The 26,633-nt window shown below is 61.7% G+C and carries 24 protein-coding genes; 8 read left to right on the top strand and 16 right to left on the bottom strand.

The window, feature by feature from the left end; all coding sequences use genetic code 11:
• Positions 1-226 precede the first annotated feature (226 nt).
• Positions 227-1,951: an HD domain-containing phosphohydrolase gene (locus tag IE123_RS09670; RefSeq protein WP_189517497.1), complete on the top strand. Its 1,725-nt coding sequence runs from the start codon at positions 227-229 to the stop codon at positions 1,949-1,951.
• 5 nt (positions 1,952-1,956) lie between these two features.
• Here the strand turns inward: IE123_RS09670 and IE123_RS09665 are convergent, their stop codons facing one another.
• On the bottom strand, positions 1,957-2,859 hold the full coding sequence (locus IE123_RS09665; protein ID WP_189517495.1) for a LysR family transcriptional regulator: 903 nt from the start codon (positions 2,857-2,859) through the stop codon (positions 1,957-1,959).
• 120 nt (positions 2,860-2,979) lie between these two features.
• Here IE123_RS09665 and IE123_RS09660 point away from each other — a divergent pair, with 120 nt between their 5' ends.
• The 3 genes from IE123_RS09660 to IE123_RS09650 all read left to right on the top strand — a co-directional run bounded on the left by IE123_RS09660 (position 2,980) and on the right by IE123_RS09650 (position 5,980).
• On the top strand, positions 2,980-3,435 hold the full coding sequence (locus tag IE123_RS09660) for a PACE efflux transporter (protein ID WP_189517493.1): 456 nt from the start codon (positions 2,980-2,982) through the stop codon (positions 3,433-3,435).
• Positions 3,436-3,545: 110 nt separating this feature from the next.
• Positions 3,546-4,667 carry a CobW family GTP-binding protein gene (locus IE123_RS09655; protein ID WP_189517491.1) on the top strand — a complete coding sequence of 374 codons (1,122 nt, stop codon included), beginning with the start codon at positions 3,546-3,548 and terminating at the stop codon, positions 4,665-4,667.
• A 98-nt stretch (positions 4,668-4,765) separates the two neighbouring features.
• Complete coding sequence (locus IE123_RS09650) at positions 4,766-5,980, top strand: GTP-binding protein (protein ID WP_189517489.1); 1,215 nt, start codon at positions 4,766-4,768, stop codon at positions 5,978-5,980.
• Between the two features lie 66 nt (positions 5,981-6,046).
• On the opposite strand, the gene copD is transcribed toward IE123_RS09650, so the two are convergent.
• The 10 genes from copD to IE123_RS09600 all read right to left on the bottom strand — a co-directional run bounded on the left by copD (position 6,047) and on the right by IE123_RS09600 (position 17,297).
• Positions 6,047-6,937: a copper homeostasis membrane protein CopD gene (gene copD / locus IE123_RS09645; protein WP_189517487.1), complete on the bottom strand. Its 891-nt coding sequence runs from the start codon at positions 6,935-6,937 to the stop codon at positions 6,047-6,049.
• Positions 6,934-7,302, bottom strand: coding sequence for a copper homeostasis periplasmic binding protein CopC (gene copC / locus IE123_RS09640; RefSeq protein ID WP_189517485.1), 369 nt, complete (start codon positions 7,300-7,302; stop codon positions 6,934-6,936). The genes copD and copC overlap by 4 nt, the downstream gene beginning before the upstream one ends.
• A gap of 155 nt (positions 7,303-7,457) precedes the next feature.
• A complete protein-coding gene (locus IE123_RS09635) occupies positions 7,458-8,174 on the bottom strand; it encodes an SDR family NAD(P)-dependent oxidoreductase (protein ID WP_229819681.1) in 717 nt (238 codons plus the stop codon).
• A gap of 16 nt (positions 8,175-8,190) precedes the next feature.
• Positions 8,191-9,087 (bottom strand): polysaccharide deacetylase family protein, encoded by an 897-nt coding sequence (locus IE123_RS09630; protein ID WP_189517482.1) that lies wholly within the window; start codon positions 9,085-9,087, stop codon positions 8,191-8,193.
• A 101-nt stretch (positions 9,088-9,188) separates the two neighbouring features.
• Positions 9,189-11,408 (bottom strand): xanthine dehydrogenase family protein molybdopterin-binding subunit, encoded by a 2,220-nt coding sequence (locus IE123_RS09625; RefSeq protein WP_189517480.1) that lies wholly within the window; start codon positions 11,406-11,408, stop codon positions 9,189-9,191.
• Between the two features lie 25 nt (positions 11,409-11,433).
• Positions 11,434-12,417 carry an FAD binding domain-containing protein gene (locus IE123_RS09620; RefSeq protein WP_189517479.1) on the bottom strand — a complete coding sequence of 328 codons (984 nt, stop codon included), beginning with the start codon at positions 12,415-12,417 and terminating at the stop codon, positions 11,434-11,436.
• Positions 12,417-13,094, bottom strand: coding sequence for a (2Fe-2S)-binding protein (locus IE123_RS09615; protein WP_189517477.1), 678 nt, complete (start codon positions 13,092-13,094; stop codon positions 12,417-12,419). Before IE123_RS09615 ends, IE123_RS09620 begins: the two co-directional genes overlap by 1 nt.
• 356 nt (positions 13,095-13,450) lie before the next feature.
• Entirely contained in the window at positions 13,451-15,697 is a 2,247-nt protein-coding gene (locus IE123_RS09610) for a xanthine dehydrogenase family protein molybdopterin-binding subunit (RefSeq protein WP_189517475.1), read from the bottom strand.
• 15 nt (positions 15,698-15,712) lie between these two features.
• Positions 15,713-16,702 (bottom strand): FAD binding domain-containing protein, encoded by a 990-nt coding sequence (locus IE123_RS09605; protein WP_189517473.1) that lies wholly within the window; start codon positions 16,700-16,702, stop codon positions 15,713-15,715.
• Between the two features lies 1 nt (position 16,703).
• Positions 16,704-17,297: a (2Fe-2S)-binding protein gene (locus IE123_RS09600; RefSeq protein ID WP_189517471.1), complete on the bottom strand. Its 594-nt coding sequence runs from the start codon at positions 17,295-17,297 to the stop codon at positions 16,704-16,706.
• A gap of 435 nt (positions 17,298-17,732) precedes the next feature.
• On the opposite strand from IE123_RS09600, the gene IE123_RS09595 reads away from it, so the two are divergent.
• From IE123_RS09595 to IE123_RS09580, 4 genes are all read left to right on the top strand, one after another.
• Positions 17,733-18,380: a TetR family transcriptional regulator gene (locus IE123_RS09595; RefSeq protein WP_189517469.1), complete on the top strand. Its 648-nt coding sequence runs from the start codon at positions 17,733-17,735 to the stop codon at positions 18,378-18,380.
• A gap of 347 nt (positions 18,381-18,727) precedes the next feature.
• The gene (locus IE123_RS09590) at positions 18,728-19,195 is read left to right on the top strand and encodes a hypothetical protein (RefSeq protein WP_189517467.1); all 468 of its coding nucleotides are present in this window, start codon (positions 18,728-18,730) and stop codon (positions 19,193-19,195) included.
• Positions 19,196-19,267: 72 nt separating this feature from the next.
• Positions 19,268-19,741, top strand: a complete 474-nt coding sequence (locus IE123_RS09585; RefSeq protein WP_229819680.1) for a phage holin family protein — start codon at positions 19,268-19,270, stop codon at positions 19,739-19,741.
• On the top strand, positions 19,738-20,838 hold the full coding sequence (locus IE123_RS09580; protein ID WP_189517465.1) for a DUF3618 domain-containing protein: 1,101 nt from the start codon (positions 19,738-19,740) through the stop codon (positions 20,836-20,838). The genes IE123_RS09585 and IE123_RS09580 overlap by 4 nt, the downstream gene beginning before the upstream one ends.
• 67 nt (positions 20,839-20,905) lie before the next feature.
• On the opposite strand, the gene IE123_RS09575 is transcribed toward IE123_RS09580, so the two are convergent.
• From IE123_RS09575 to IE123_RS09555, 5 genes are all read right to left on the bottom strand, one after another.
• Positions 20,906-22,288, bottom strand: a complete 1,383-nt coding sequence (locus IE123_RS09575) for a GntP family permease (RefSeq protein WP_189517463.1) — start codon at positions 22,286-22,288, stop codon at positions 20,906-20,908.
• Positions 22,289-22,517: 229 nt separating this feature from the next.
• On the bottom strand, positions 22,518-23,504 hold the full coding sequence (locus IE123_RS09570; protein ID WP_189517461.1) for an aldo/keto reductase: 987 nt from the start codon (positions 23,502-23,504) through the stop codon (positions 22,518-22,520).
• Positions 23,505-23,751: 247 nt separating this feature from the next.
• Complete coding sequence (locus tag IE123_RS09565; RefSeq protein ID WP_189517459.1) at positions 23,752-24,720, bottom strand: C-terminal binding protein; 969 nt, start codon at positions 24,718-24,720, stop codon at positions 23,752-23,754.
• 39 nt (positions 24,721-24,759) lie between these two features.
• On the bottom strand, positions 24,760-25,776 hold the full coding sequence (locus IE123_RS09560; RefSeq protein WP_189517457.1) for an L-idonate 5-dehydrogenase: 1,017 nt from the start codon (positions 25,774-25,776) through the stop codon (positions 24,760-24,762).
• Positions 25,777-25,852: 76 nt separating this feature from the next.
• Positions 25,853-26,623, bottom strand: a complete 771-nt coding sequence (locus IE123_RS09555) for a glucose 1-dehydrogenase (protein WP_189517456.1) — start codon at positions 26,621-26,623, stop codon at positions 25,853-25,855.
• Positions 26,624-26,633: the final 10 nt, after the last annotated feature.

The raw sequence follows: 26,633 nt of genomic DNA, 5'->3' as shown, positions 1-26,633 counted from the left end.
CTGCACGGGACGCCCGCAGACAGGGGTTGCGTGCAGTGAGCCCGATCACGCAGCGCTGCCTATCAGCCACTTCATTATGTCCTGTGATGCCACGACATGACCTCCACGGTTGTCCCTGTCACCCGCCGGGTAACGCACTAATCTAAATTAACGCCTGCTGTGGCCGATATAACCTTGATAGCTGCACTATCAAGTCGCGAACTACTTATATTGAGCAGGCCTTTCGATGGAAAGTTTGGCGCCGGAACCACCACCCCAGATTGAAATCCGCGACGCCGAGCATATCGCCGGTGTCATGGAGGCCCTGAGTTATCACACCCATGCGCTGTCCATCAGCCCGAGCGATTCTTCGGCCGTATATCCGGTGACACTGCATCGGGTCGATCACAGGGAGCGAATCCTGTCGCTCTCCCTGCTCGATGCCCAGAGCCTCAATGCCGCCGAGCTTGTCGATCAGGCGCTGACGCTCAACGCCGAAGGTGATACCGAGACGCTGCGTCTTGAGGCCATGATGGCGCTTGAGGTAGTGCGCAATAACGATCTGCTCGAGATCCGCTGCTTGCTGCCCCAGGTGCTATATACCACCGCCAAGCGCAACAGTACCCGCGTGCCTCTTCTGGAAGGCATGCAGGTGAAGGCCGCGATTACCCTGTATGAAAACCAGCCGCCCATCATCGGGCGACTGCGTAACCTCTCGATCGGTGGCGCGCTGCTGGAAGTGCCTCTGGCTGCCAGCGCGCCGCTGAAAATCGATGAGTTCATTGCCCGGCTCGAGCTGTCCTTTCCCAATGAGGAAATGTTCACCTCGATGGGGCAGATTCGTCACATCAACCCGGCCGGGCGTTCGCATTTCGCCGCCATTGGGGTGATCTTTATCAATACGGATCGCGCTCACGAGCAGCGCCTGATGTATCTGGTCAATGAAACCGAACGGGAAACGGCCTATCGCACCGGCGAGGGCGGGCGCATGAGCTTCCCGTCACCGCTGTATACTTCCCAGCAGCCCGGCTACAAGCGCAACGCGAAGCGACAACGGCAAAAGTCCGATCAGGCCCCCATGGTGGGCGCCCTGCTCGAAGTGGCCCGTCAGCTGCATATCTTTTTGCTGGCCCTGCAAAATCAGCGCCCACTGCCGGCGAACTGCGTGCTCGATAGTGCCGACATATTGCTGAGGCTTTTAAACAAGCAACGCCAGAATCTCTTTTATGCCCTGCACTGCCTGCATCAGCAGCCGACCTGGGTACAACACTCCCTGAATGTGGCCGTACGGCTGGGCGATCTGATCGAGGCCGAGCCCGAGCATGCCCGGCATGCCCGCGATGCGGTCGCGGCCGCACTGGTGCATGACATGGGCAAGATGATGCTGGTGGACGATACGCTGCCCTCGATCGAGGGGCGTCTGGATACCCGCCAGCGCGATCGCCTGCGCAGCCACGTGCCCGTACTGATGGAAGCGCTTGATGGTGTCGACTGGCTGGCGCCGGCCATGCACCATGACGTGATCCAATGCATCAATGAACGTCTGGACGGTAGCGGCTATCCCCATGGGCTCAAGGGCGATTCACTCACGCCGATCGCACGCATGGCAGCCGTGGTTGATACCGTCGATGCCATGATGCGTACACGCGGCGACCGGCCGGGCAAAACGGCCATCGAGGCCTATCGCTATCTTTATCATCGTCCCGAGAGTTTCGATAAACACTGGGTCACGCGCTATGTCCAGCGCCACGGCTTCTACCCGATCGGTAGTCTGGTGAAGTTTTCCTATGGTTTTCTGGCCTGGGTGATGGAGCTTGATGACAGCGGCCAGCCACGACGCGTGCGCGTGGTGCGCAACCTGAAGCGCGAGGAACGCACCATGAACGACATCCTGAGCCGGGTCGATTTTGCCCAGCTGGGGACGCTGGAAGGGTTGATGCGCCCCGCAGGCTTTGGCCTGACACCCTGGTGACGGCGTCAGCCGCGCTCCAGTGGTACCGGGGGCGTCAGGGGCTGGGCGAGAAAGCGATCGCGCAGCCAGCTGCCCGCCACGCCAAGTCCGCGACTGGCATGCCAGCCCAGCTCCAGTGCCACCCAGCGCTCAAGTGCCGGTGCGGTGAGCGTGACCAGCGATGGCCGCGCCGGTGAGGCCGCAATGACGTGATCGGACATCAGCGTCCAGCCGACCCCGTGCTTGACCAGCTCCAGCATCACGAAGTGGCTCTCCACCCACCACACATCCGCCCCGATACGCTCGGCCAGCCGTGAGCCGGGCTGACCGCGGGTGGCCACGATCAGTTGCCGATGCTGGCGCAGACACTCGGGCGTCACGCTTGCCGCATTCGCCAGCGGATGATTTTGAGCGCACACCAGCCTCAGCGGCACACGCCCCAGCGGGCGGGTCTCGAGTGACGGAAACAGGGGCTGCGGACGGCAGATCACGCCCAGATCCGCCTGTCCCGACTCCAGCATGCGCCCGACGTCCTCCAGCAGCGGAAAGTGCATCTCGATTTCCACGCTCGGATAGTGCCGGGCGAAATCCTGCATCAGCGCGCCAATCAGATGCTCGGGATAGAACTCATCAATGGCCAGGCTCAGACGCGGCTCGATATGGGCTTCAAGACGTCTTGCCACGCCCAGAAAACGCTCACGCCGGGCCAGCACGCCCCGGGCCTCCTCGACCATGCGCACGCCGCTTGCGGTCAGCACCGGCAGGCGGGCGCTGCGATCAAAGAGCGTCAGGCCCAGATCCAGTTCCAGATTGGCCACGTGGGTACTGACCAGCGACTGCGCCTTGCCAAGACGTCGTGCCGCTGCCGAAAAGGAGCCGGTATCGGCAGTGGCCACCAGCGCGCTGAGCTGCTCAAGGGTTGGGGTCATGACGCACTCTGCAGGACAACATTGACTTGTGATCCATCAATAAAACAGATGGATTCCAACTTGGGTTTGGCACTTTCATGAATGATAGTGCGTAGCAACACCAACCGGAAGTTTCCTGCCATGCGTACTACCCTTGACCGTATTCGCCACACCCTGATGTTTGAAATCATTGGCCTTTTGATCGTCATTCCCCTTGGCCATCTGCTCTTCTCACTGGACACGACCCACATGGGCATGGTCGGCATCATCAGCGCCGTGGTCGCCACAATCTGGAACTACGTTTACAACCTGGGCGTGGATCACATGCTCAAGCGCCTGCGCGGCCATGTGCATAAAAACGTCATCATGCGCGTGATTCACGCCATCTGCTTCGAGCTGGGCCTGATCTGCGTGCTGCTGCCGCTGATCGCACTCTATCTGGGTCAGACGCTTGCCCAGGCCGCCCCGCTGGTGACCTCGCTGGCGCTTTTTTATGTGGTGTATGCCTTTGTCTTCAACTGGGTCTATGACGTGGTCTTTCCCGTACCCGCAACGCGTAAGACCGACACTTCAGCCGATACCCCGACCAGTGTTTGACCGGCACGGGGCAGTGAGCCGGTAATCGCGATACCGAGTTGACCAAAGTGTTATAAAGTAACATTATTGACTGATCACGTGAGTCGCTCACCGCTTTTTCAGGCCATGACATGTCCTATCTTGATCGCCCTTCAACGCCCACACATCGTATTCCCGTCACTCTGCTGACCGGTTTTCTGGGCAGTGGCAAGACCACCCTGCTCAATCAACTGGTACAGCAGCCGGCCATGTCACGGTCGCTGGTCATCATCAACGAGTTCGGCGAGATCGGGCTGGACCATCAGCTTTTTGCCGCCAGCACCGACGGTGAGCAGATCGAGCTCAGCAACGGCTGTATCTGCTGCTCGATTCGCACCGACCTTGCCCGCACGCTAAAGGATGCGGTGTGGCGCTTTGCCCGCGAAGGCCAGCGCCAGTTTGACCGGCTGATCATCGAGACCACCGGGCTGGCCGACCCGGCGCCCATCGTCCATACCCTGATGACCGAGGCGAAGGTCGCGCGCCACTATGCGCTCGATGGCATCGTGACCGTCATGGACGCTGCCAACGGCAGCACGACCCTTGATCGCCACGAGGAAGCCCTGCGCCAGGCGGCGATGGCGGACATGCTGCTGATCACCAAGCAGGATGTGGCCTCAAAGGCGCAGCTGAACGCCCTGCATCAGCGGCTCGCCGCGATCAATCCGGGGGCGACGCAGAGGCTGCTGGATCACGGCCGTATCGAGGCCGATGAGCTCCTGGGTCTGGGACCGGAAGACATGGACGCGCGCAGCGCCGATATCCAGCGCTGGCTGGGCGAGGCCGCCTCGAATGCCGCTACCCCGCATTCACCCACGCTCTCCCCGAAAGCGATGTTTGCAAGCGTTGACCGGGCCGAGGTTCAGGCCGGTGTGATGCCGGCGGCCCCCGCAGGCGACCTCAACCGCCACGATGATCACATCCGCGCGCACTGCTTCGTGTTCGAGCGCCCGATCAGGGCCTCACGGCTGGAGGCGTGGCTGTCGCTGATCACCAGCCTCATGGGCCAAGACATGCTGCGCATCAAGGGCATGCTGGATATCGAGGGCCGCGACAAGCCACTGGTGATCCACGGCGTGCAGCATCTCTTTCATCCGCCGGTTGAGCTTGAGGCGTGGCCGGGCGGCGAGCGCTTCTCGCGGCTGGTGTTCATTACCCGCGACATCCCCAGAGAAACCCTGGAGATGACCCTGGGCGACTTCCTCGACGGCTGACCCGAACCGCGAGCAGGCATATCGGCATCATCATGATGAGCCGGCCCGGGCAGCAATCTCACCCTTTAATGTTACGATATATCATTGCGAGAAATATCATGACGACAGCGACTGTCAGCAACCGACTCCCGGTCACCATTCTTTCCGGTTTTCTGGGGGCGGGAAAGACCACCCTACTCAATCGACTGCTGGCCAACCGCGAGGGCCGGCGGGTGGCAGTGATCGTCAACGACATGTCAGAGGTCAACATCGACGCCGACCTGGTCCGCGGCGGCGACAGCCATCTGTCACGTACCGAAGAGACGATGGTGGAGATGACCAACGGCTGCATCTGCTGCACCCTGCGCGGCGATCTGATCGAGGAAGTCAGCCGTCTGGCCGGTGAAGGGCGCTATGACGCGCTGGTGATTGAATCCACCGGCATTTCGGAGCCGCTGCCGGTCGCGGCCACCTTCGAATTTCGCGACGAACACGGCTTTTCGCTGGCCGATATTGCCCGCATTGATGCCATGATCACGGTGGTGGATGCCGCCAGCCTGCTCAGGGACTATGCCTCGACCGAATTTCTGCAGGAGCGCGGTGAAGTCAATGGCGAAGGTGATGAACGCACACTGGTGAATCTGATGGTTGATCAGATCGAATTTGCCGATCGCATCATTCTCAACAAGATCAGCGATGCCTCACCGGCCACCCGGGTAGCGGTGCGCGAGATTATCCATGGCCTTAACGCCGGCGCCGATGTCGTCGAGACCGACTACGCCGATGTTGCCATTAATCAGCTGCTCGATACCGGGCTTTATGATCCCCGGCGCTCGCATCAGCACCCGCTGTGGTACCGCGAGCTCAACGACTTCCACGCACATACGCCGGAAACGGAGGAATACGGCATCAAGAGCTTCGTGTTTCGTGCGAGACGCCCCTTTGATCCGGCACGTCTGGACAACTTTATCAAAGACGCCGACTGCTGGGCCGGCGTGGTACGCGCCAAGGGGCTTTTCTGGCTGGCGACGCGCCCGGCACATGTCGGCGTCATGAGCCAGGCAGGTGCCTTCATTCGTACCGAACGCCATGGCTACTGGTGGGCCGGCATGCCCGAGGCGCGCTGGCCGGACGATCCGTCATGGAGAAACGCCATGCAACGCTACTGGGATCCGCAGTACGGCGACCGGCGCAATGAGCTGGTCTTTATCGGCCAGCACATGGATGAGCACGCCATTCGCGCCGCACTGGAGGGCTGCCTGATCGACCTGCCCGCTGATGGCGCAGCCAATAGGGTAGCCACGCTCAGGGACCCCTTTCCTGCATGGGACTGAACCTGCCGCCTGTCATCTCCGCTTGCGAACCGCAACCGCCGGACGCCAGCGGACAAATCGGCAGGATCAGCCATGGCCGGGCGAGAGCGTGCCAAACCAGCTCACCAGTGCGACCACCATGACCAGAATGACAATTTCCGCGATGGAAACCCGGCGCAGTATGGCAAGCGCGCCGGGGTCACGAGAGAGCCGTGGCACCAGGCGATAGCGATTGTAAAGCGCTATCACGATCAAAAGCGCCACCAGCGCGACCTTGAGCCATAGCGAGCGCTGATAGAGCACATCGCTATCCAGCGGCAGCCCCCCCACCACCAGCCAGGTGTTCATGATCCCTGTCAGCACTGCCAGCGCCACGACCAGATGGCCGACGCTGGAAAAGCGGATCAGCGCCTGAATCGCCGCGGCACGCGTATCGGCCGCTTTCAGGCAGCGCAGCAACAGCACGACCGGCACCAGTGCGCCCAGCCAGAAGCCGCCGGCCAGCAGATGGCCCCAGTCGTTGAAGCGGTGCAGCATGCCGATCACGCCGTCGTGCATTGCGGTGTGACCCGACACGGTGAGCGTGGCCAGCATCAGCGCCGAGGCCACGCCAACGCCTGCCGGGCGGCGCAGCGGGCGAACCAGAAGTACCGCGCCCAGCGCCACACAGGCCGCCAGCTGCCCGCCCCAGGCGCTGCCCACTACGGTGCGCGTGACGACCAGGGTGAGCATGTTGACGTCCAGCGCCTCTTTCCAGCCACCCCCGAGCGAGGCGGTCAGCATCGGCAGCGTGACAAACGTCGAGAGCCCGGCCAGTGCGGCAGCGCCCACACCCCAGCGAAACAGACGCTGCCAGAACGCCGCGCGCAGCGATCGATCCGCGATCAGCAGCAGGCAGACACTGCCACCCCAGAGCAACAGCGCGGCCAGATTGAAGACAAGGCGTGCCACCAGCAGCATTGATGCCGGCTCGATCACGGCGTCACATCAAAGCGGTACTGCCCCTGCGTCTTGTGGCCGTCAACCGACAGCACATGCCAGTGAACGTCGTAGCTGCCGCTTTCAAGCGACTCGCCGATCGGCGTGACCAGGGTCCTGCCGCCATCCTGCAGGCGGGCCTCGTCAAGCTTGACCGAATTGCCATCGGTGCTCACCACATCGACCTCGCTAAAGGGCAGCTCAAGGCCTTCACTGAAGGTCAGACTGATCTCGTGCGGGTCGGAAACGCTTGCCTTTTCACCGGGCGAGGCGTCCTTGAGGTGGGCATGGGCCAGCACCTGAGTGCTCAAAGCGGTCAGGACCAGCAGGAAAAGCGGCGCCATCCAGCGTTGCAGGCGGGTCATGGGAGTCTCCAGAGCAGATCATGTTGGAAGGATGAGGCCGCCGGGCAGCCCCGAAGGATCATTGTCGCCGTGTTGGCAAGCGCTGAAAAGACAGCGCGGCCGAACGTCTCAGCGGCCGGCACGCCCGGTGGCCAGATATCGAGACAAGCGAGGGCTCAATAATAGTCATCCAGCGAGGCGTTGACGTTGAGCTCGGCAAGGCTTGCCGTGTTGGGCATGTCGAGTGCCATCGACACCAGCCGCGCCAGATCCTCGGGCTGGGTCATCTGCGCAGGGGAGATATTGCCCACCGACTCCCCCATGTCGGTGGCGACCAGCCCCGGACACAGCGCCGTGGCGCGCACGCCGTCCTCCCAGCCCTCCTTTCGAAGCGCATGCGACAGCGCAAGAACGGCAAACTTGCTCATCGCATAAAGCCCGGAGCGCGGACTCTTGACCCGATGACCGGACAGCGACACCACCGACACCACGCGCCCGGCACCGGTTTGTTTCAGATGCGGCCAGGCAGCGCGGGCCAGCCGCAGCGGCGCCTTGACGTTGATGTCGAAAATCTCGTCGATATCAGCGTCTTCGGCCTCGATCACCGTTTTGGGGATCATGATGCCGGCGTTATTGATCAGTGCATCGATGCGCCCAAAACGCGCCACCGTCGCCTCGACCCAGCCCTGATCCAGCCCGGCATCGGCGGCGTCATAGTGATGCACCAGTACCTGCTCGCCGGTCAGGGCCGGGGCGATGTCATCAGGTCGGCGCACGCCCAGACTCAACTGCCAGCCCTCCGCTCTCAGACGCCGGGCAATCGCGGCGCCAATGCCGCGACTGGCGCCTGATATCATCGCCACACGGGGCGTTATCTGCGGGTCATGGTTCATGGGGGTCTCCCTTGCGTTAAACGATCTGTCGGGCCGCGTGACGGGCAATCGCGCCGGGTGTGGTCCACCACACACCTTCGGCCTCGCGATGGCCGGCCAGATCACTCAAGACCTTGCGCAGCAGCCGCAGCCGAAAGGGCTGGCCGGTCAGCCAGGGATGCAGGGCAATCCCCATGACCAGCGGCTGATGGCGCGACTGCTCGAGCAGCTCGAAGAACTGATCGCGCATCATGGTGGCAAACTCGTTCATGCTGACCCGATGCGTCGAGATGGTCGGGATGTCGTTCAATTCCTGCGGATAGGGGATCGACAGCAGTCTGCCGTGTCGGGTACGCATGGAAATCGGTCGGTCGTCGTGCGACCAGTTGAGCGTGTAGGAAAACCCGGCCTCCTGCAAAAGGTCCGGAGTGCGATCGCTCTCCGATATCCACGGCGACAGCCAGCCCTCGGGGGCCGTGCCGAAATGTTTCGCCAGCCGCTCGCGACAGCGTGCAATCAGCGCTGCCTCCTCGGCGGACGGCATCTGCCCCTGACGTTCGGCATTGGTATGCCCATGGCCGATCAGCTCATCGCCGCGGGCCATGAAGGCTTCCAGCAGCTCGGGGCAGTGATCGAGAATCGAGGTATTGGCGATCACGCCGGCCGGCAGCGACAGTTCATCGAGCATCTCCAGAAAGCGCCAGGCGCCCACGCGGTTGCCATATTCGCGCCAGGCGTAGTTGAGCACGTCCGGCTCGCCTTCCGGCGCGGCTGGCGCAATGCCGGGGCCGCGCCCCTCGCCAAAGGCAAAGTGTTCCAGATTGACGCCGACATACACGGCCAGACGGGTATCGCCGGGCCAGCGAAAATCATCCCGGTCGGTGATCGGGCGGTAGTCGAAACGCTCATGATGACGCAGATGATTGATGGGCATGAAAGGCCTATGTGCGGATGATCGAGTCAATGGGGTCATGAGATGCAAAACGCCGGCGCCTCCCGAGGAGACGCCGGCGTGCAGGTCGCCGGGGCAACCGCTCAGGCGGACTGCACCTCGGGCACGTTCTCCATCAGCTTCTCCTTGAAGATCGGCAGATCCCGGATGCGCTTGCCGGTGGCGTGATAGACCGCATTGGCCACCGCTGCTGCCATGCCGGTAATCCCGATTTCGCCGATCCCGCGGGCGCCGAATTCGTTGAATTCCAGATCAGGATAGTCGAGCAGGATCACATCGACCTCCGGCGGCTGATCGGCATGCACCGGCACCACGTACTCGGCATAGTTGTTGTTCACCGGTCGGGCGTTGCGCGCGTCATAATCGGTGGCCTCAAAATGGGCCATGCCCAGACCCATCACGATCGCGCCCTCGACCTGGTTACGCGCCGTCATCGAGTTGATCACACGCCCGACATCGATGGCACTGACCACCCGCGAGACGCGCAGGTTCGAGATACCCGGGTCCCAGCGCACTTCCACAAAGTGTGCGCCAAAGGAGCGATAAGAGTAGCGGTCATCGGCCCCCTGGGTGTGGGCGTGACCGTCGGCGCTGGCAAGTCGCTGGCCCTTGAGCACGTCGACGTAATCCACGCCCTGCCCGTCATGGGTCAGCTGGCCATTTTCGAACGTGAGGCTATCGCTGTCGACGTCGGCAAAGTCGCCCTTCTTGCTGGTGGCATAGCCCTTGAGCTCCTCGATCGCCTCGCGGGTGGCGGCAGCGACCGCCGGCAGCGTGGTGGCCGTGGTCCAGGAGCCGCCGGAGACCGGCCCTGCCGGGTAGCTGGTATCCCCCAGCCGCACGGTGATCTTTTCCAGCGGCAGGCCGGTAATGTCACTCACCGTCTGGGCCACGATCGTGTAGGTGCCAGTGCCGATGTCCTGGGTGGCACAGGTCACATGAGCCGTGCCGTCGGCGCGCAGCGAGACCCGCGCCTCGCACTCGCGCTTGATCGCCTCCCAGTTACAGGCTGCCATGCCGTAGCCGATGATCTCGTGACCCTCGCGCATCGAGCCGATTTCCGGGTTGCGGTCATGCCAGCCGAACTGTTCAGCGGCCTTTTGTGTCGCCTCGCGGATGTGGTTGCTGGAAAAATCCAGATCCTGACTCTCGTCGCGGTCGGCGTAGTTGTTCAGGCGAAACTCGAGCGGATCAACGCCGGCCTCATGCGCCATCTCATCAATCGCCGATTCCAGCGCAAAGAGCCCTGGTGCTGCCCCCGGGGCGCGCATTGAGGTGGGCGTGCCGCGATTGACCTGCGTGGTCTCGTGGCTGACCAACAGGTTGGGGCACGAATAGAGGCTTTTGGTCACGCTGCCGCAGGTTTCGACGTACTGATCGGTGAACGAGGTGGTGTTGATCGACTCGTGACGCAGCGACACCAGCCGACCGCTGTCGTCGGTGGCCAGGCGCATGCGCTGGCGCGTCTCCGGGCGATGCCCGGTGGTGGTGAACATCTGCTCCCGCGGTACCACCAGCTGCACCGGGCGCCCGGTTTCGCGTGCGGCGGCAGAAGCGGCCACCGCATGCGGCCACATCCAGAGCTTGCTGCCAAAGCCCGAACCGATGAACGGTGATTCGACCCGGATATGCTCCTGGGGGATGCCGAAGATTTTTGACAGCGCCCCACGCTGCTGTACCACCCCCTGGGAGGACTCATAAATGGTCAGGCGATCGCCCTCCCAGCTCGCGACGGAGGCGTGCATCTCCATCGGGTTGTGGGTCTCGACCGGCGTGGTATAGGTCACATCGATGCTGTGGGCGGCGCCGTCGAAACTTCCTGCTGCATCGCCGCGCTCGTGATTGTCTCCACCCTTTTTCGTGCCGTGGGCCTTTACACCCTGGTCCAGATTGGCAATGGCGTTGTCATCCGCCTGGTAGCTCACAACGACCTTGCGCGCCGCGGCGCGGGCGTTTTCAAAGGTATCGGCCACCACCAGCGCCACAAACTGGCCCTCGTAATGAACGTGATTGTCCTCGAACGGCAGGCGGGTCTCCTCGACCTTGTTGCCCTGTGGCATCGAGGCCGGCGAACGGTGCAGCTCGGGGAAGTGGCCGTGATGGAAGATATCAATCACCCCGGGAGACTGACGCGCGGCGTCCAGTTCCAGCCCGGTGACGGTGCCGCGAGCGATGGTGCTGAAGATCCCGTAGCCATAGGCCATGTTGTCGGGATGATGGTCGGCCGCGTAGGGGGCCTCGCCTGTCACCTTGCGCTGGCCGTCGATGCGCTTCGGACCGGCGCCAATGATGCTGTCACTCATGACGTTCTCCTGTCTGGTCACGCCTTCAGGCGGTCAGGGTGGTGAGATTGCGCACGATGGCCTGCTGACCCAATGGAATCTTGAAGGCGTTATGCGCGTAGGGCGTGGCACCCTGCAGGGCGATCTCGGCGGCGCGCTTGAAGGTCGCTTCGCTGATCTGCTGGCCCTTGAGCGCCTTTTCGGCATCGAAAGCGCGCCAGGGTTTGGTACCTACGCCTCCGAGTGCCACGCGGGCTTCCACGATGGTGTCGCCATCGAGTGTCACGATCACGGCGCTCGAGGCCAGCGCGAACTGATAGGAGGCGCGATCGCGCAGCTTGAGATAGCCCGAGCGGCTATTCTCAAGCGGGGCGGCCAGCGTGACATGGGTGATCAGTTCACCCGGCTTCAGGTTGTGCTCGCGCTCGGGGGTATCGTTTGGTAACAGGTGAAAGTCGAGAAAGTCGATCTCGCGCCGGCCATCCGGGCCTTCGACGGTGATGGTGGCGCCGATGGCAGCCATCGCCACGCACATGTCCGAGGGGTGGGTAGCGATACAGTGTTCACTGGTGCCGAGTACAGCGTGCACGCTGCGGTTGTGGCCCTCGATCGCCGCGCAGCCCGAGCCCGGCTCGCGCTTGTTGCAGCTTGAGACGCCATCGCGGAAGTACGGGCAGCGCACGCGCTGCATGACGTTGCCGGCGGTGGTGGCCTTGTTGCGCAGCTGCGTGGTCGCTCCTGACAGCAGCGCCTCGCTGAGCACGGCGTAGTCGCGCTGGATGCGCTCATCGCGCGCAAGGGCCGTGTTGGTCACCAGCGCGCCGATGCGCACTCGTCCGTCATCCAGCGTTTCGATGCCGCCCAGATCCAGCCGGTTGATATCGACCACCTGCTCCGGGCGCATGATGTCGATCTTGACCAGATCCAGCAGCGTGGTGCCACCGGCCAGGTAGGCCGCCTGATCATTCCGGCCGTGGGTGGACACTGCCTGCCGAGTACTGTCGGCACGTGCATAGTTGAATTCGCGCATCAGCTCGCTCCCCTCATCCTGCCGCGGGCATCCTGCACGGCGGCCAGAATGTTCTTGTAGGCGCCGCAGCGGCAGATATTGCCGCTCATCGCCTCGCGTACCGAGGCGTCGTCCGAGCCGATGTTGTCATCGTTGAGAATGGCCACCGCGCTCATGATCTGCCCCGAGGTGCAGTAGCCGCACTGGTAGGCGTCGTGTTCCCAGAAGGCGGCCTGTACCGGATGTAGCTCATCCCCACTGGAGAGCCCTTCGATGGTGGTCACACGGTCCCCATCGTGGGAGACAGCCAGCGACAGGCAGGAATTGATCGCCGTGTCATTGACCAGTAGCGTACAGGCGCCGCACTGTCCCTGGTCGCAGCCCTTCTTGGTACCGGTCAACATCAGGCGGTCACGCAGTACATCAAGCAGCACCGCGTTGGGGGTGACGTTCAGGGTGTGTTCCACACCGTTGACGGTGAGCCGGATCTGCTGCTCGCCTTCGGCGGGTGCGCCATCGTCGCGCGGCTCAACGGGCTCGGTCTGCTGCTGCCCGGCCTGGGCAATCTGCGCCCAGGCCGGTGCGGTGGCCGCGGCCAGGCTGGATGCGCCCATGGTCTTGAGAAACCGTCGCCTTGATGGCGAGCGGGCATCGAAGGTCTCAACGCCCGATCCATCACCCTTGTGGTGATCACTCATGTGTCATTCCTCATTGCATCAGGGCATTGGTGTTGTATCGCGCCCTGTATCGTCACGGTCTGAAAAGGTCTCGGTGGTGCCAGCCACCGATAGTGGCGCCTTGAGGCGCTCTGAAAATCGTGGGGAGTATCAGTGATTGCCGGGCATATCGTTTGCCGACGAACGATTCAAGCCTGGACCGGCGCCAGTGAGATTGCCAGGCCATGTTCCGGCCTTTCAGACCCCATTCAGGCAGCGCTTTACAGAACGTCAGGGCATCGACATTGAGGACGTCGGCAGGGGCTGAGGGCATTGACATAAAGGGCCGGCCTTCTTGTGAAGACCGGCCCTGTGCTGTTGGAAAAGCAGGCTCGCGATCAGGCGGACAGCAGCTTCTCGATCGAGACCGGCATGTCACGAATGCGCTTGCCGGTGGCGTTGTAAACGGCGTTGGAAACCGCGGCGGCCACACCGGTCAGGCCGATCTCGCCCAGTCCGCGAGCGCCAAACTCGTTGAGCAGGTAGTCGGGATGATTGAGCAGCTCAACCTCGACCTGGGGCATGTCGGCATTCACCGGCACGATGTAGTCCGCCAGATTGTTGTTGTAGGGGTAGCCATGGGGGTCATATTCGGTTTCCTCGAACATGGCCATGCCCAGCCCCATGACAATGCCGCCCTCGATCTGGTTGCGCGCTGTCAGCGGGTTGATGATGCGTCCGGCATCGATGGTCGAGACCACGCGTGCCACGCGCAGGCGAGAGATACCCGGATCCCAGCGCACTTCCACGAATACGGCACCCCAGGAGCGGAAGCTGTACTGGTTCTTCTCATCCCCCGGTGCGGTATGCGCCTCGCCATCGATCATGCCGACCCGATTCTGGCGCAGCAGTTCGGCGACCTCGATGCTGCGATCACCGCTGACCAGCCTGCCATCCTTGATCTCGATGCTGTCGGACTCGGCATTTTCAAGCGGCCCGCCTTCTGCCGTGGCAAGCTCCTTGAGCTTTTCCACGGCTTCCCTGACCGCAGCCGATACGGCCGGCAGCACGGTGGCCGTGGCCATGGAACCGCCGGAAAGCGGACCGGCAGGCAGCGAGGAATCCCCCAGCCGCACGTCGATCATTTCCACCGGAATGCCGGTACGTTCGCTGGCGGTCTGCGCGGCGATGGTATAGGTGCCGGTACCAATGTCCTGGGTGCCGCAGGCGACCAGCAGGGTGCCGTCATCACGGAAACCGACACGGGCGCCACAGTGCTGGCGCATCGCTTCCCAGCTCTGGGTGGCCATGCCGTAGCCGACGATCTCGTCGCCATCCTTCATCGCGCCCGGCGTGGGATTGCGCTTGTCCCAGCCAAAGCGGCTCGCGGCGTTATCCCAGCACTCCTTGAGATGGTTGCTCGACCAGGGCAGCTGCACGGAAAGATCGGTCTCGGCGAAGTTGCGACGACGCAGCTCCAGCGGATCCATTTCAAGCTGGATGGCCAGCTCATCGAGCGCGGTTTCCAGCGCGAAATTGCCCGAGGCTTCACCCGGGGCGCGCATGGAGGTCGGCGCACACTTGTTGACCGTGACCAGATGGTTGGTGGCAGACACGTTTTCGCAGTGATACATCTTCATGGACGAGGCGCTGACGGTGTCGTCATGAAGTCCGGCCGGTGATGTTTCATTGCAGCCGTCATGGTGCAGTGACAGCAGTTTGCCGCTCTGATCAGCGCCGATACGCACGCGCTGCAGCGACTTGGGACGATAGCCGGTGTTGAGATATTCCTGCTGACGGGTCAGCACTGTCTTGACCGGTCGGCCAAGGCGGCGGGCCGCCACGGCGGTCATGACGGCATGTGGCCACATGAAGAGCTTGCTGCCAAACCCGGAGCCGATGAAGTGCGAGATCACCGTCACCTTTTCAAGCGGCATGCCGAAGATGTTGGACAGCGCATTGCGCTGAAAGACCACGCCCTGGGAGGACTCATAGATGGTCAGTCGATCGTTTTCCCAGTGCGCCACCGAGGCGTGCATTTCCATCACGCTGTGGTTTTCCTGGGCAATCGAGTAGCGCTGATCGAGCTTGACCGCGGCACCGGCATAGGCGGTGTCGGCATCCCCGATCGAGGAGGCATCTCCCGGCACATCCTCACCAGGCAGCTCGCCTTCGCCGCTGTCCAGCGTCGCGATATCGGTCAGTTGCTCATCGTTTTTTCGGTAGTGGGCACGCACCTTGCGTGACGCCGCGCGGGCATGCTCAAAGGTATCGGCGACCACAAAGGCAATGTACTGGCCCTGGTAGTAGATCGTGTTGTCTTCAAACGGCAGGCGCGGCTCACCGACCTTGTTTTCGGCAGCAAAGTCGTTGGGGGAGCGGCTGAGCCTGTCGAAGTTGTCGTGATGGAAGATATCCAGCACACCCGGCATGTTGAGCGCTTCCTCCAGATCCAGCCCGGTCAGCTCACCGCTGGCGATGGTGCTGGTAACGGGATAGCCGTAGGTCTGATTGGGCAGATTACGGTCAGCGGCATAATCGGCACCGCCGGTGAGCTTGAGGATGCCGTCAATGCGTGGCTTCTTGATGCCGATGCTGTTGAGCGTCTCATCCTGACGCTGGGGATTTCTGGTCTCTGTAGTCATGTGATCTCTCCCTGATCAGGCGCGCGCACGGGCGGTAGCGTCTCTGAGCGCACGCACGATCGCCTGCTTGCCCAGCGTAATCTTGAAGCCGTTATGGCTGTAGGCCACGGCATCACTGAAGGCGGCTTCAGCGGCGCGCTCAAAGCTTTCCTGCGTGGCCGGCTGGCCCTTGAGTGCTGCCTCGGCAGCGTCAGCACGCCAGGGCTTGGTCGCCACGCCACCCAGCGCCAGACGCGCCTCACCGATATTGTCGCCGTCCAGATTGACGACCGCAGCGCAGGAGGCGAGTGCGAACTCGTAGGAGGCGCGATCACGCAGCTTGAGATAGTGCTGGCCGCCACCGCGCGGGGCATCAAGGATCACATGCGTAATCAGCTCGCCCGGCTTCAGATCATGCTCGCGCTCGGGGGTATCGCCCGGCAGCAGGTGATAGTCTTCAAAGGCCACTTCACGCTGACCGTCAGGGCCTTCCAGTACCAGCGTGGCGCCGGCCGCGACCATGCCGACACACATGTCGGAAGGGTGCGTGGCGATGCACTGCTCGCTGGTGCCAAGAACGGCGTGGTTGCGGTTGATGCCATCAATGGCCGAGCAGCCCGTGCCCGGTTCGCGCTTGTTGCACGGCATGTCCGGATCACGGAAATAGGGGCAGCGGGTGCGCTGCATGACGTTGCCGCCGGTGGAGGCCATGTTGCGAAGACCTGTCGAGGCACCGGAAAGCAGCGCTTCGCTGATGACCGGGTAGTCGCGCATCACGATCTCGTGCTTGGCAAGCTCGGTGTTGGAGACCAGCGCACCAATCTTGAGACGACCATCATCAAGCAGCTCGATGCGCTTGAGCGGCAGCCGGGTGACATCGACCACCTTCTCGGGCTGCATGACATCAAGCTTGACCAGATCCAGCAGCGTGGTGCCGCCGGCAATAAAGGCCTGGCCATCATGGACACGGCGATGGCGGACGGCCTGATCAATGGCTTCAACGCTTTCAAGTTCGAACTGACGCATGTTACTGCCCTCCCCGCATCTTGCCGCGAGCACTCTGCACTGCATCAAGAATGTTCTTGTAGGCACCGCAGCGGCAGATATTGCCGCTCAACGCTTCACGCAGCGATACCTCATCACCATCGATGGTGTCATCGTTGATCACGGCAGACGCGGTCATCATCTGTCCGGCCGTGCAGTAGCCGCACTGGTAGGCATCATGCTCGAGAAAGGCTTCCTGCACCGGGTGATGCCCCTGCTCGAAGCCGGCGCTTTCGGCCAGACCTTCAATGGTGACAATGTCGACGCCTTCCTGCATGCAGGCCAGCAGCAGGCAGCTGTTGACGCTCTGGCCGTTGACATGAACGGTGCAGGCGCCGCACTGACCGTGGTCACAGCCCTTCTTGGTGCCAAAAAGGTTCAGCTGCTCGCGCAGAACATCCAGCAAAATGGCGTTGGGGGTTACCTGCAGATCGTGCTGCTGACCATTGACGGTCAGGGTGATGCGGCGGGTCTCGGAGGTCTTGCCGGAAACTGCACTGGGACGTTCGGCAATGTCTGCCTGGGCGCCGGGGGTGCAAAACCCCACGCCCGTCGAATGACGGATAACAGGTGCCATGAGTCAGGTCCTCATCGGTAGTCTTGTACGGTCGTTACATCATCGTGATCGCTTCAGTGCCCGAAATGGCAGGCATCGGATCACGCTTTTTTATGAGTATTGATTCAATGTGTCATGTTCAGGGCAGTCTCCGTGGAGGGCTGCCGTGGCACATGATGCGTTGTCATGTGCCTTATGCGTGCTGTCAGGAGTTTATAAGGTAGGTAACGAAATCGGGGGCAGCAACCCGGCAACGGCCGAAGCACTGTCAGGACCATCGCCCGAAACCATGCTCAAGCGATGAAATTTCTTTAGAAGACCAACGATCTATTCATGATCGTCTGTCGGAAATATACAATCGCGCATGTATGCATTATGGTGCGCTCGCCTGCGTGAAATGCCCTGTCCACGCGGCCATGCCTTTTTTATGACAGGTTTAACGTCGAGACGACGTCCATGAGAAAGACCAAGGAAGAAGCGGAACTGACGCGGCAGTCACTGATGAATGCCGCCGAGCATCTTTTCATCGAAAAGGGGCTCAGTCGTACCACGCACAATGACATCGCCACGCGTGCCGGTGTCACCCGCGGTGCGCTGAACTGGCACTTCCCGGAAGGCAAGACCAGCATTCTGGCCGCGCTTTTAGAGCGCAAGCGACAGATGACCGAGCGACTGGCCGCGCATCTGTCGCAGTGCGAGCAGCTGGCCCACACCCCGGTCACCATCATGCGTCTGACGCTGGTGCAGGATCTCGAATCACTGGCACGTGACACCCGGCTTCAGCGTATTTTGTTGCTGACCTCGTCACGCAATGAGTTCATCGGGGAATTTGCCTGGGTCAACGACCAGCTTGATCTGCATATGCGCGAGTGTCGCGACATGATCAGCCAAACCTTCAGTCGTGGCATGAGCTGTGGCGAGATTACCCTTCGCAACGACCTGACCCCTGATATGGCAGCGTCGATGCTGCTCTCGTGCATCAAGGGAATGGTGACGGACTGGTTATTAAAACAGTCGCTTTTTGAACTGCCCAATGACAGTGAAAAGATGGTCAGTACGCTGCTTGAAAGCGTGGTGATCTGGCAGCACGGCCCTGTGTCCTGACAGGGCTTTATGACGCTTTCCCGCCGTTTTCTCGTTTCGATTTCAACGATTTTTTGTAGCCATTTCACCTCATGAATGCCCTGTGCCTTTTCCCGTATCGAAGGCATGGCGCCTGAAATTCTGACATTTATAAATCACCTAAATGCTGCACTTAACCTGCATTAAATTTAAGCCATTCCTAACAAATATCCCTGTGACCGCCTGAATTTATAATGTGTCGATCTCCTTGACGTTTGGCGCTTCCAATCTACTGTTTTAGTGTGGCTGCCGACACAGGACATGAAGATATTCTGTGCATTACGGCATTATTAACTCAGATTAAATTTATTTGCTTCAAGGTGCACATCATGAACGACACGGATGAACGTTTCATGCATGGCGATAACCGCCAGCAAAACAATACCGGCAATACCAGCACCGGCAATGGCGGCTCACAGGGCAGCGACAAGGCCCGGCAGACCAAGGAGCAGGCGCAGCAAAAGGCAAAGGAAACAGCCGATCAGGCTCGTGATGAAGCCCTGCGCCGCGCTGACAGCCAGAAGGGTTTTGTCGCCGATCAGATCTCGAACTTTTCTGAAGCCGTGCGCAGCATGGCCATGCAGTTCAAGGATCAGGATCAGGTGTCGCTGGCCGATTACACCTACCGCCTGGCAGACAAGACCGACTCGTTCGCGGACCATCTGCGTGATGAAAACAGCGAATCCCTGCTGAAACAGGCACAGGACTTCTCTCGCCGTGAACCGGCACTGTTTATCGGCGGCATGGTCGCAGGCGGCTTTTTGCTGTCGCGCTTTTTGAAAAGCTCCAACCGCTGATCACGCATCTGATTGGCAAGTGCGACAGGTATTCCATCTTGAATTGTTCGGATCAACAGGGAGAGTTCGATCATGACACAACCTTCAGGTCATAAGGACCCCAGCATCGAAGAGCGTCGACACGCCGAAGAAAGCGGCGGCGAGTCGCGCGGCATGGTAGGCATGCTCTCTTCGCTGCTCAATGACGTTACCACGCTGGTACGTCAGGAAATTGCGCTCGGCAAGGCCGAGATGCAGCAGAACATCAAGCGCGCCGGGGCGGCCATCGCCTCCATCGTGGTGGCAGGTGCCGTCCTCAATGCGGGTCTGCTGGTGCTTCTGGCCTCGGCCGTACTGGGCCTGAGTCACGTGCTCGATCCCTGGCTTTCAGCCCTGATCGTGGGTGCTGTCGTCGCCGTCATCGGCATGAGCATGATGAAAAAGGCGCGTGACACCCTGAGCGCCCAGGCCATGACCCCGGATCGTACCGTGGACAGCCTGCAGCGTGATCAGGACATGCTCAAGGAACATGCCAGCAGCAACAAGGAAGGGGAGACAACACGATGAGCGATCACGACCAGAATCAGGATCAGCAGGATACGCGCAGTCCCGAAGAGATCGAGGCCGATATCAACAAGACCCGCTCTCATCTGGATGACACGCTCAGCGATTTCCAGGAGCGCTTTTCATCTGACAGCATGATGCACAGCGCCATGGAATACGTGAAAAGCGATTCCGCCAGGGATTACTTCTCCAATCTGGGCCGCTCGGTACGTGACAACCCGATGCCGGCAGCCCTGATCGGCGTGGGCATTGGCTGGCTGATCTACTCCAGCAATTCAGACTCCAAAAGTGGTGATGTGCCCACAAGCTTCAATGACAAGCGTCAGAAGCGGGCGCGTCATGCGGCAGCCGAAACAACGCCGCAGACCCACGAATATGACGAGCTTTATGACGAGCCGCTCTTTGATGAGCCCCTTTACAGTGAAGGCGCCTCCATCGATCAGCATCGCCGCGGGCAGTCCTCGGGCAGCAGCGACAGCGGTGGCCTGCGTCAGCGTGCCAGCGATGCCCTGCACAATGTCGGTGACAAGGCGCGCAATATGAAAGGCGGTGCAGGCGAGCGTGCGCAAAACATGAAAAGCGGTGCCGGAGACAGAATGCAACGCATGAAACAGGGTTCCAGCGATCGTCTTGGCAATGCTTCTTCCAAGGCACGTGATGCCGGCTCATGGATCAGCGACATGGCCCATGACAATCCGGTCGCCGCCGGCGCACTGGGTCTGGCCGCGGGTGCCCTGCTGGGCTCACTCATCCCCACCTCGCGTGCCGAACAGCGCGCCATGGGCGAGACGCGTGACCAGCTGGTCGACCGGGCCAGCGAGATGGGCTCCGAGCAGCTTGATCGTGCCAGCGAAAAGGCGCAGGAAGCTACTGACAAGGCGAAGGAAACCGCTGAGCAGAAGATGTCCGATGACAATGATTCGAGCAATGGTGATCAGCAGTCCTCGAACAATCGTGATCAGCAGTCCTCGACCAGTCGTGACCAGCAGTCCTCAAGCGGTCGCAGCCAGTCATCCTCAGACAGCAGCAACGCCGAGCCACGTTCCGGCAGCAGCACGTCAACGGATCATGTTCCGGGCAGCACACGCCCGCGCAGCTAACGCTGTGGTTTGATCCCATAAAAAACGACGCCCTTGGGCGTCGTTTTTTTGATCCCTCGCGGGCGTACTAGAACAGCATGAAAACGGCCCAGGCCATGGCAAAGCCCAGCACGGATTCCAGTGTCTGCTGCGTCGTCCACACCTTGAGCGTGGTTTTCACATCCATGCCCATGAGTCGTCCGACCAGCCAGAAACCGGAGTCGTTGACGTGACTGGCAAAGACAGAACCTGCAGCCGTTGCCAGCGTAATGGCCACCACCTGCATGGTCGAGAAATCCCCGGCTTCCACGGCGGGCGCCATGAGCCCTGCCGCCGTCACCAGCGCGACCGTTGCCGACCCCTGCGCCACGCGCATCAGCACCGCCACCACATAGGCGGCCATGATGACCGACAGCCCCAGGTTCTCGAGCGAGCCTGACAGCGCATCACCAATGCCCGAGGCACGCAGCACCCCGCCGAACATGCCGCCGGCGCCGGTAATCAGCACGACCGAGCAGATCGGTCCCAGTGCGGAGTCCAGTACCTTCTCAAGCGCCGTACCCGACTTGCCGCGACGACCGCCCAGCACCCAAAGCGCCACCAGCACCGAGATCAGAAGCGCAATTGGTGTTTCGCCCAGCGCCGAGCAGAACTTGAACCAGCCGGCATCGCTGTCCGCCATGCCGGCGGCGCGCAAAAAATCCAGCCCGGTGTTCATGAAAATCAGCACCATCGGCAGCAACAGCATGGCCAGCACCGCGCCAATCGAGGGTGGGTTGGTGACCTCCTCTTCATCGCTGTCACCGAACATGCCACCGGCGACCTGCTCAAGCGTAATGCGCGAGGCCGCAAACCGGCTCCAGAGATAGCCCGACAGGTACCAGAGCGGAAAGGCGATCAGCACCCCGGTCATCATCACCAGGCCCAGGTTGGCGCCGTAGAGCTCGGACGCCGCCACCGGCCCCGGATGCGGTGGCACGAAAACGTGCATGACCGAAAAGGCCGCCGCGGCCGGCAGTGCGAAGGGAATGATGGGCCCATTGAGACGTTTGGCAATGGCAAAGATGACCGGCAGCATCACGATCAGACCGGCGTCCATGAAGATGGGAAAACCCATGAGCAGTGACGCCACGCCGAGTGCAAAGGGGGCGCGCTTCTCGCCGAAAATCGCAATCATGCGATCGGCCAGCACCTTCGCCCCGCCGGAAGATTCCACCAGCTTGCCCAGCATTGCCCCCAGGCCGATCAAAAGGGCGACCGAGCCCAGCGTGCTGCCAAAGTTTTCCACCAGCGTCGGCACGATCCGATCGACGGGAATACCGGCGGCAAAGGCGGTCAGCAGACTGACGAGAATCAGGGTCACAAACGCATGCACCCTGAACTTGATGACCATGAGCAGCAGCACTGCAATGGCGGCCGCTGCGATCCCCAGCAATGGCCCTGCCGACATGGTCTGATTCCAGTTTTCCATCCTCTCTCCCTGAGACTGCCCCGGGCGGTGCGCGGGTGTTGTTGACTATTTTAATGATCAAGGCTCGAACGGCAGATATCGGCCCTGTAACGGGAAAAAAGTCTAGGGATCGGGGCAGCCGCTGCCAAACCCTTTCGCGTATTTATTTGATTCATCATGGCTTTCAGACAAAAGCCCCGGCAATGCCGGGGCTTTTCAATTCATGCATATCATGGGCGTGGGGCGTGACCTACACGAACCCGACCACCTCATGGGGCACGTAGGGGGCTTCAAGCTGTTCGATTTCGGCCTCGCTCAGCGTGATCTCGAGCGCGCCGAGCGCCTGATCCATGTGGCGCGACTTGCTGGCCCCCACGATCGGCGCCGTGATGCCCGGCTTTTGCAGAAGCCAGGCCAGCGCGATCTGTGCCGGAGAGACATTACGGGCCCCGGCCACCTCATGCAGCGCCTCGATCACGGGCGTGTCGCGCTCAAGCCCCAGCTTCCAGGCCCGCATCTGCTCGTCGCTTTTGGCCCTCGTGGTCTGGCCTTCGCCGCCCACCGGCTTGCTGCCGGCCAGAATGCCGCGCGCCAGCGGGCTCCAGGGGATCACGCCCACCCCCTGATCGATGCACTGCGGAATCATTTCGCGCTCTTCCTCGCGATAGATGAGATTGACCATCGGCTGCATGGTGGAAAATTTCGTCCAGCCGTTTTTCTCTGCCACGTGCTGCGCCCTGGCAAACTGCCAGGCGTGCATGCTGGAGGCGCCGATGTAGCGCGCCTTGCCGGCCTTCACGACCTCGTGCAGCGCCTCCATGGTCTCCTCGATGGGCGTGTCGTAGTCCCAGCGATGGGTCTGATAGAGATCGACGTAGTCCATCCCCAGCCGCGTGAGCGAGGCGTCAATGGCGTGATGAATGTGCTTGCGCGACAACCCCTGCTCATTGGGCGTTTTATTGCCGGTCGGGTTATAGACCTTGGTGGCCAGCACCACCTCCTCGCGGCGGGCAAAATCGCGCAGCGCCCGCCCCACGACCTCTTCAGAAGCCCCGTCGGAGTACATGTCGGCGGTATCGAAAAAATTGATACCGGCATTGAGCGCCTGCTCGATAAAGGGCCGGCTCTGCTGCTCATCCAGTACCCAGTCGCGCCACTGCGGCGTGCCATAGGTCATGGTGCCCAGACACAGCGGTGATACCTTGAGTCCGGTACGGCCCAGATTGCGATAGTCCATGAAACGCCCTCCCTGTTGCGATAATGGCCGACTCACTCGGCCATTATTCAAATTAGCCGGCTAACAGCATGGCAAGGATTCAATATCCGACAAGCGATCAATGCCATTGGAGGGGGATATAAATTGACGGGGGGCATCAATTGAAAAGGAACATAAAAAAGCGGAGAAACGCCGGGCGCTTCTCCGCTTCGTGATGCGACGTGCCATCAACGCTATCGAGCCGGCGCCTGCCGGCTGTGCCCGTCTCTCAGGATGGCGCCAGCACCTCGGGATTAAGAATGTTGCGCGGCCGTCGCCCGGCAATCACATCGATCGCGTTTTGCGCCGTGCGCGCCTTGAGCTCGGCGTAGGACTCCTCGGTATAAAACCCGGCATGCGGGGTGAGAATCACGCGCTCAAACCGGGTCAGCGGGTGGTCCACCGCCAGCGGCTCCTCTTCCAGCACGTCAAGACCAGCGCCCATCAGACGCCCCTGGGAGAGCGCCTCGACCAGCGCTTCGGTGTCCACCACCCCACCGCGGGCGGTGTTGATCAGGATGGCATCCTTGCGCATGGCACCAAGTGCCGCCGCATCGATCAGGTGATGCGTCTGCTCGATCAGCGGCAAATGCAGCGAGATCACCTGTGCCGAGGCCAGCAGGTCCTCGAATGACACCGCTGTCCAGCCCTCGGGCGTGGTCTCCCCCGGGTTCATGCGCGGATCGCACAGTACCACTTCAAAGCCCAGCCCTGCGGCCTTGCGCGCCGTGGCCATGCCGATGGCACCGGCCCCGACCACGCCGAAGCGCCGACCACGCAGCTGAAAGATCGGCTGCGCCGGCGCCAGTGACGGCTCTCCTTGGCGCAGACGCCGATCCAGCCCCGTCACATCGCGCAGCACCGAAAGCGCCAGCATGATGGCATGGTCAGACACCGCCTCGGTGCCGTAATCCGGCACGTTGCACACCGCCACGCCGTGGCGGGTCGCCGCCTCGACATCGACGGTATCCACCCCGACCCCGTAGCGCGACACCACGCGCAGTTCAGGCAGCGCTGCGAGCACCTCATCGGTGATACGCCCGTACTGCACGATCAGCCCCTGGGCATCACCGGCATTGCTGATGATGCCCTCGGGCGTGACGTCCTGACACAGCGTCAGGCGACCGCCGGCAGCCTCGACGCACTCGCGCTCGATCTCGACGCTTTCGTGATCGCAATCGGTAATGACAATGTGCATCTCACTCTCCCATGCGGTCGGCACCGGTCAGTACGTCTCTCAGCCCTGCGGCCAGAGCTGTACCAGTACCTTGCCGGAGACCTGAGCGTCCTTCGCCGTGGCAAAGGCATCGATGGCCTGGTCGGCCGGTACTTCATGAGTGATGACCTGATCAAAGCGATCATCACGCGCCAGCAGCTCGATGGCCTCGTCCACTTCCTGATTGAAACGGAAGCAGCCCCTGAGCTGAATCTCCTTGGAGATCAGCATGGCCAGCTCCAGCGGCTGGGGACCGGCGCCCATCATGCCGATCTGGGCGATGACCCCTGCCCGACGCACGGCGCGAATGGCGGTGTCGATCGAGGCCGGCACGCCGGAGCACTCCAGCGCCACATCATAGGCTTCAGCCTCGGGCGTCTGCTCACCGATGCGAATGGTGTGATGCACACCGAGTCCACGCGCACGCTCAAGCGGGCCTTCAAACACGTCAGTGGCGGTCACTTCACGCGCGCCCTTTGCCAGTGCGGCGGCAGCGGTCAGAAGCCCGATCGGGCCGGAGCCGCACACCAGCACCCGCTTGCCCTCGACACCGCCAGCCACGTTGATGCCATGCAGCGCCACGGCCAGCGGTTCGGTCAGTGCGGCGCGCTTGAGCGAGAGCCCCTCGGGCAGTACGCGAATCATGCCTCGCGTCACCACCAGGTATTCGCTCATGCCGCCCTGGGTATGAGGTGTGGTCGAGGCCGAGCCCAGATAGGCGCCCTTCGGCCACAGGTGCGGCAACGCTTCCAGACCCGGCTGACATTCGCCGAAGGTCGCCGGATGGAAGGTCACCGGCGTACCCGGCGCCAGCTCACCCGACGGGTCCAGATCGATAGTGCCGGAAAGCTCGTGGCCCGGAATCAGCGGTTCGCGCACCACAAAGGCGCCGTTGGCCCCTTCGTGGTAGTAGTGCAGATCGGAGCCGCAGATGCCGCCCCAGGCGATGCGTACCCGCACCTGTCCGTCCTGCGGTTCGGGGGTTTCCCACTCCTGCTCGCGCAGATCCTGCTTGCCATGAATGACCAGTGCTTTCATCGTCATGCTCCGTTACACATGCAAAATAGGGGGGACAAAGACAGCGCAGGGGCCTGAAGGCCCCTGCTGTAAAACGTTAGACCACCGAAGTCATGCCACCATCCACGAAGATGTTCTGTCCCGAGACAAAGCTTGAAGCGTCCGAGCAGAGATAGAGCAGCGTGCCGACCAGCTCCTGGACATTGCCCCAGCGCTGCGCCGGCGTGCGATTCTCGACCCAGTTGTTGAATGCCTCGTCCTGCCACAGCGCCGTATTCATGTCGGTCTTGAAATAGCCCGGCGAGATGCAGTTGACCTGGATGTTAAAGCGCGCCAGATCCGCCGCCATGCCCTTGGTCAGCATGACAACGCCGCCCTTGGAGGCCGAGTAGGGGGCAATGGTCTGGCGGGCCAGCATCGACTGTACCGAACCGATATTGACGATCTTGCCGTTGCCGCGCTCGGCCATGTGACGCCCCAGCGCATTGGCCACATAGAACGTGCTGGACAGGTTGGTGGCGATCACCGCATCCCAGTCGTCGGGATCAAACTCGGTAAACGGTGCGCGACGCTGAAGCCCGGCGTTGTTGACCAGAATGTCCGGCACGCCATGGGTGTCGACCAGGTCGGTCAGTGCCGCCCTGACGTCTTCACTGCGTGTGACATCAAAGGTCACCCCGAACACCTCGGTGCCGGTGGCATCAGCAATGGCACGCACGGCCTGATTGACCGTGTCCTCACTGCGCCCGTGAATGATCACGCGAGCGCCCTGCTCGGCCAGCCCGTGGGCCAGGGCGTATCCCAGCCCGCGCGAGGAGCCGGTAATCAGCGCCAGTCTTCCCTTGATGTCAAACGGGTTAACCGCCATGGAAACTTCC

The organism is Kushneria pakistanensis, from assembly GCF_014652795.1.
GTDB classification, from domain to species: domain Bacteria; phylum Pseudomonadota; class Gammaproteobacteria; order Pseudomonadales; family Halomonadaceae; genus Kushneria; species Kushneria pakistanensis.
The sequence above is the reverse complement of the archived record's forward strand: the minus strand, read 5'-3'. Positions and strand labels throughout refer to the sequence as shown.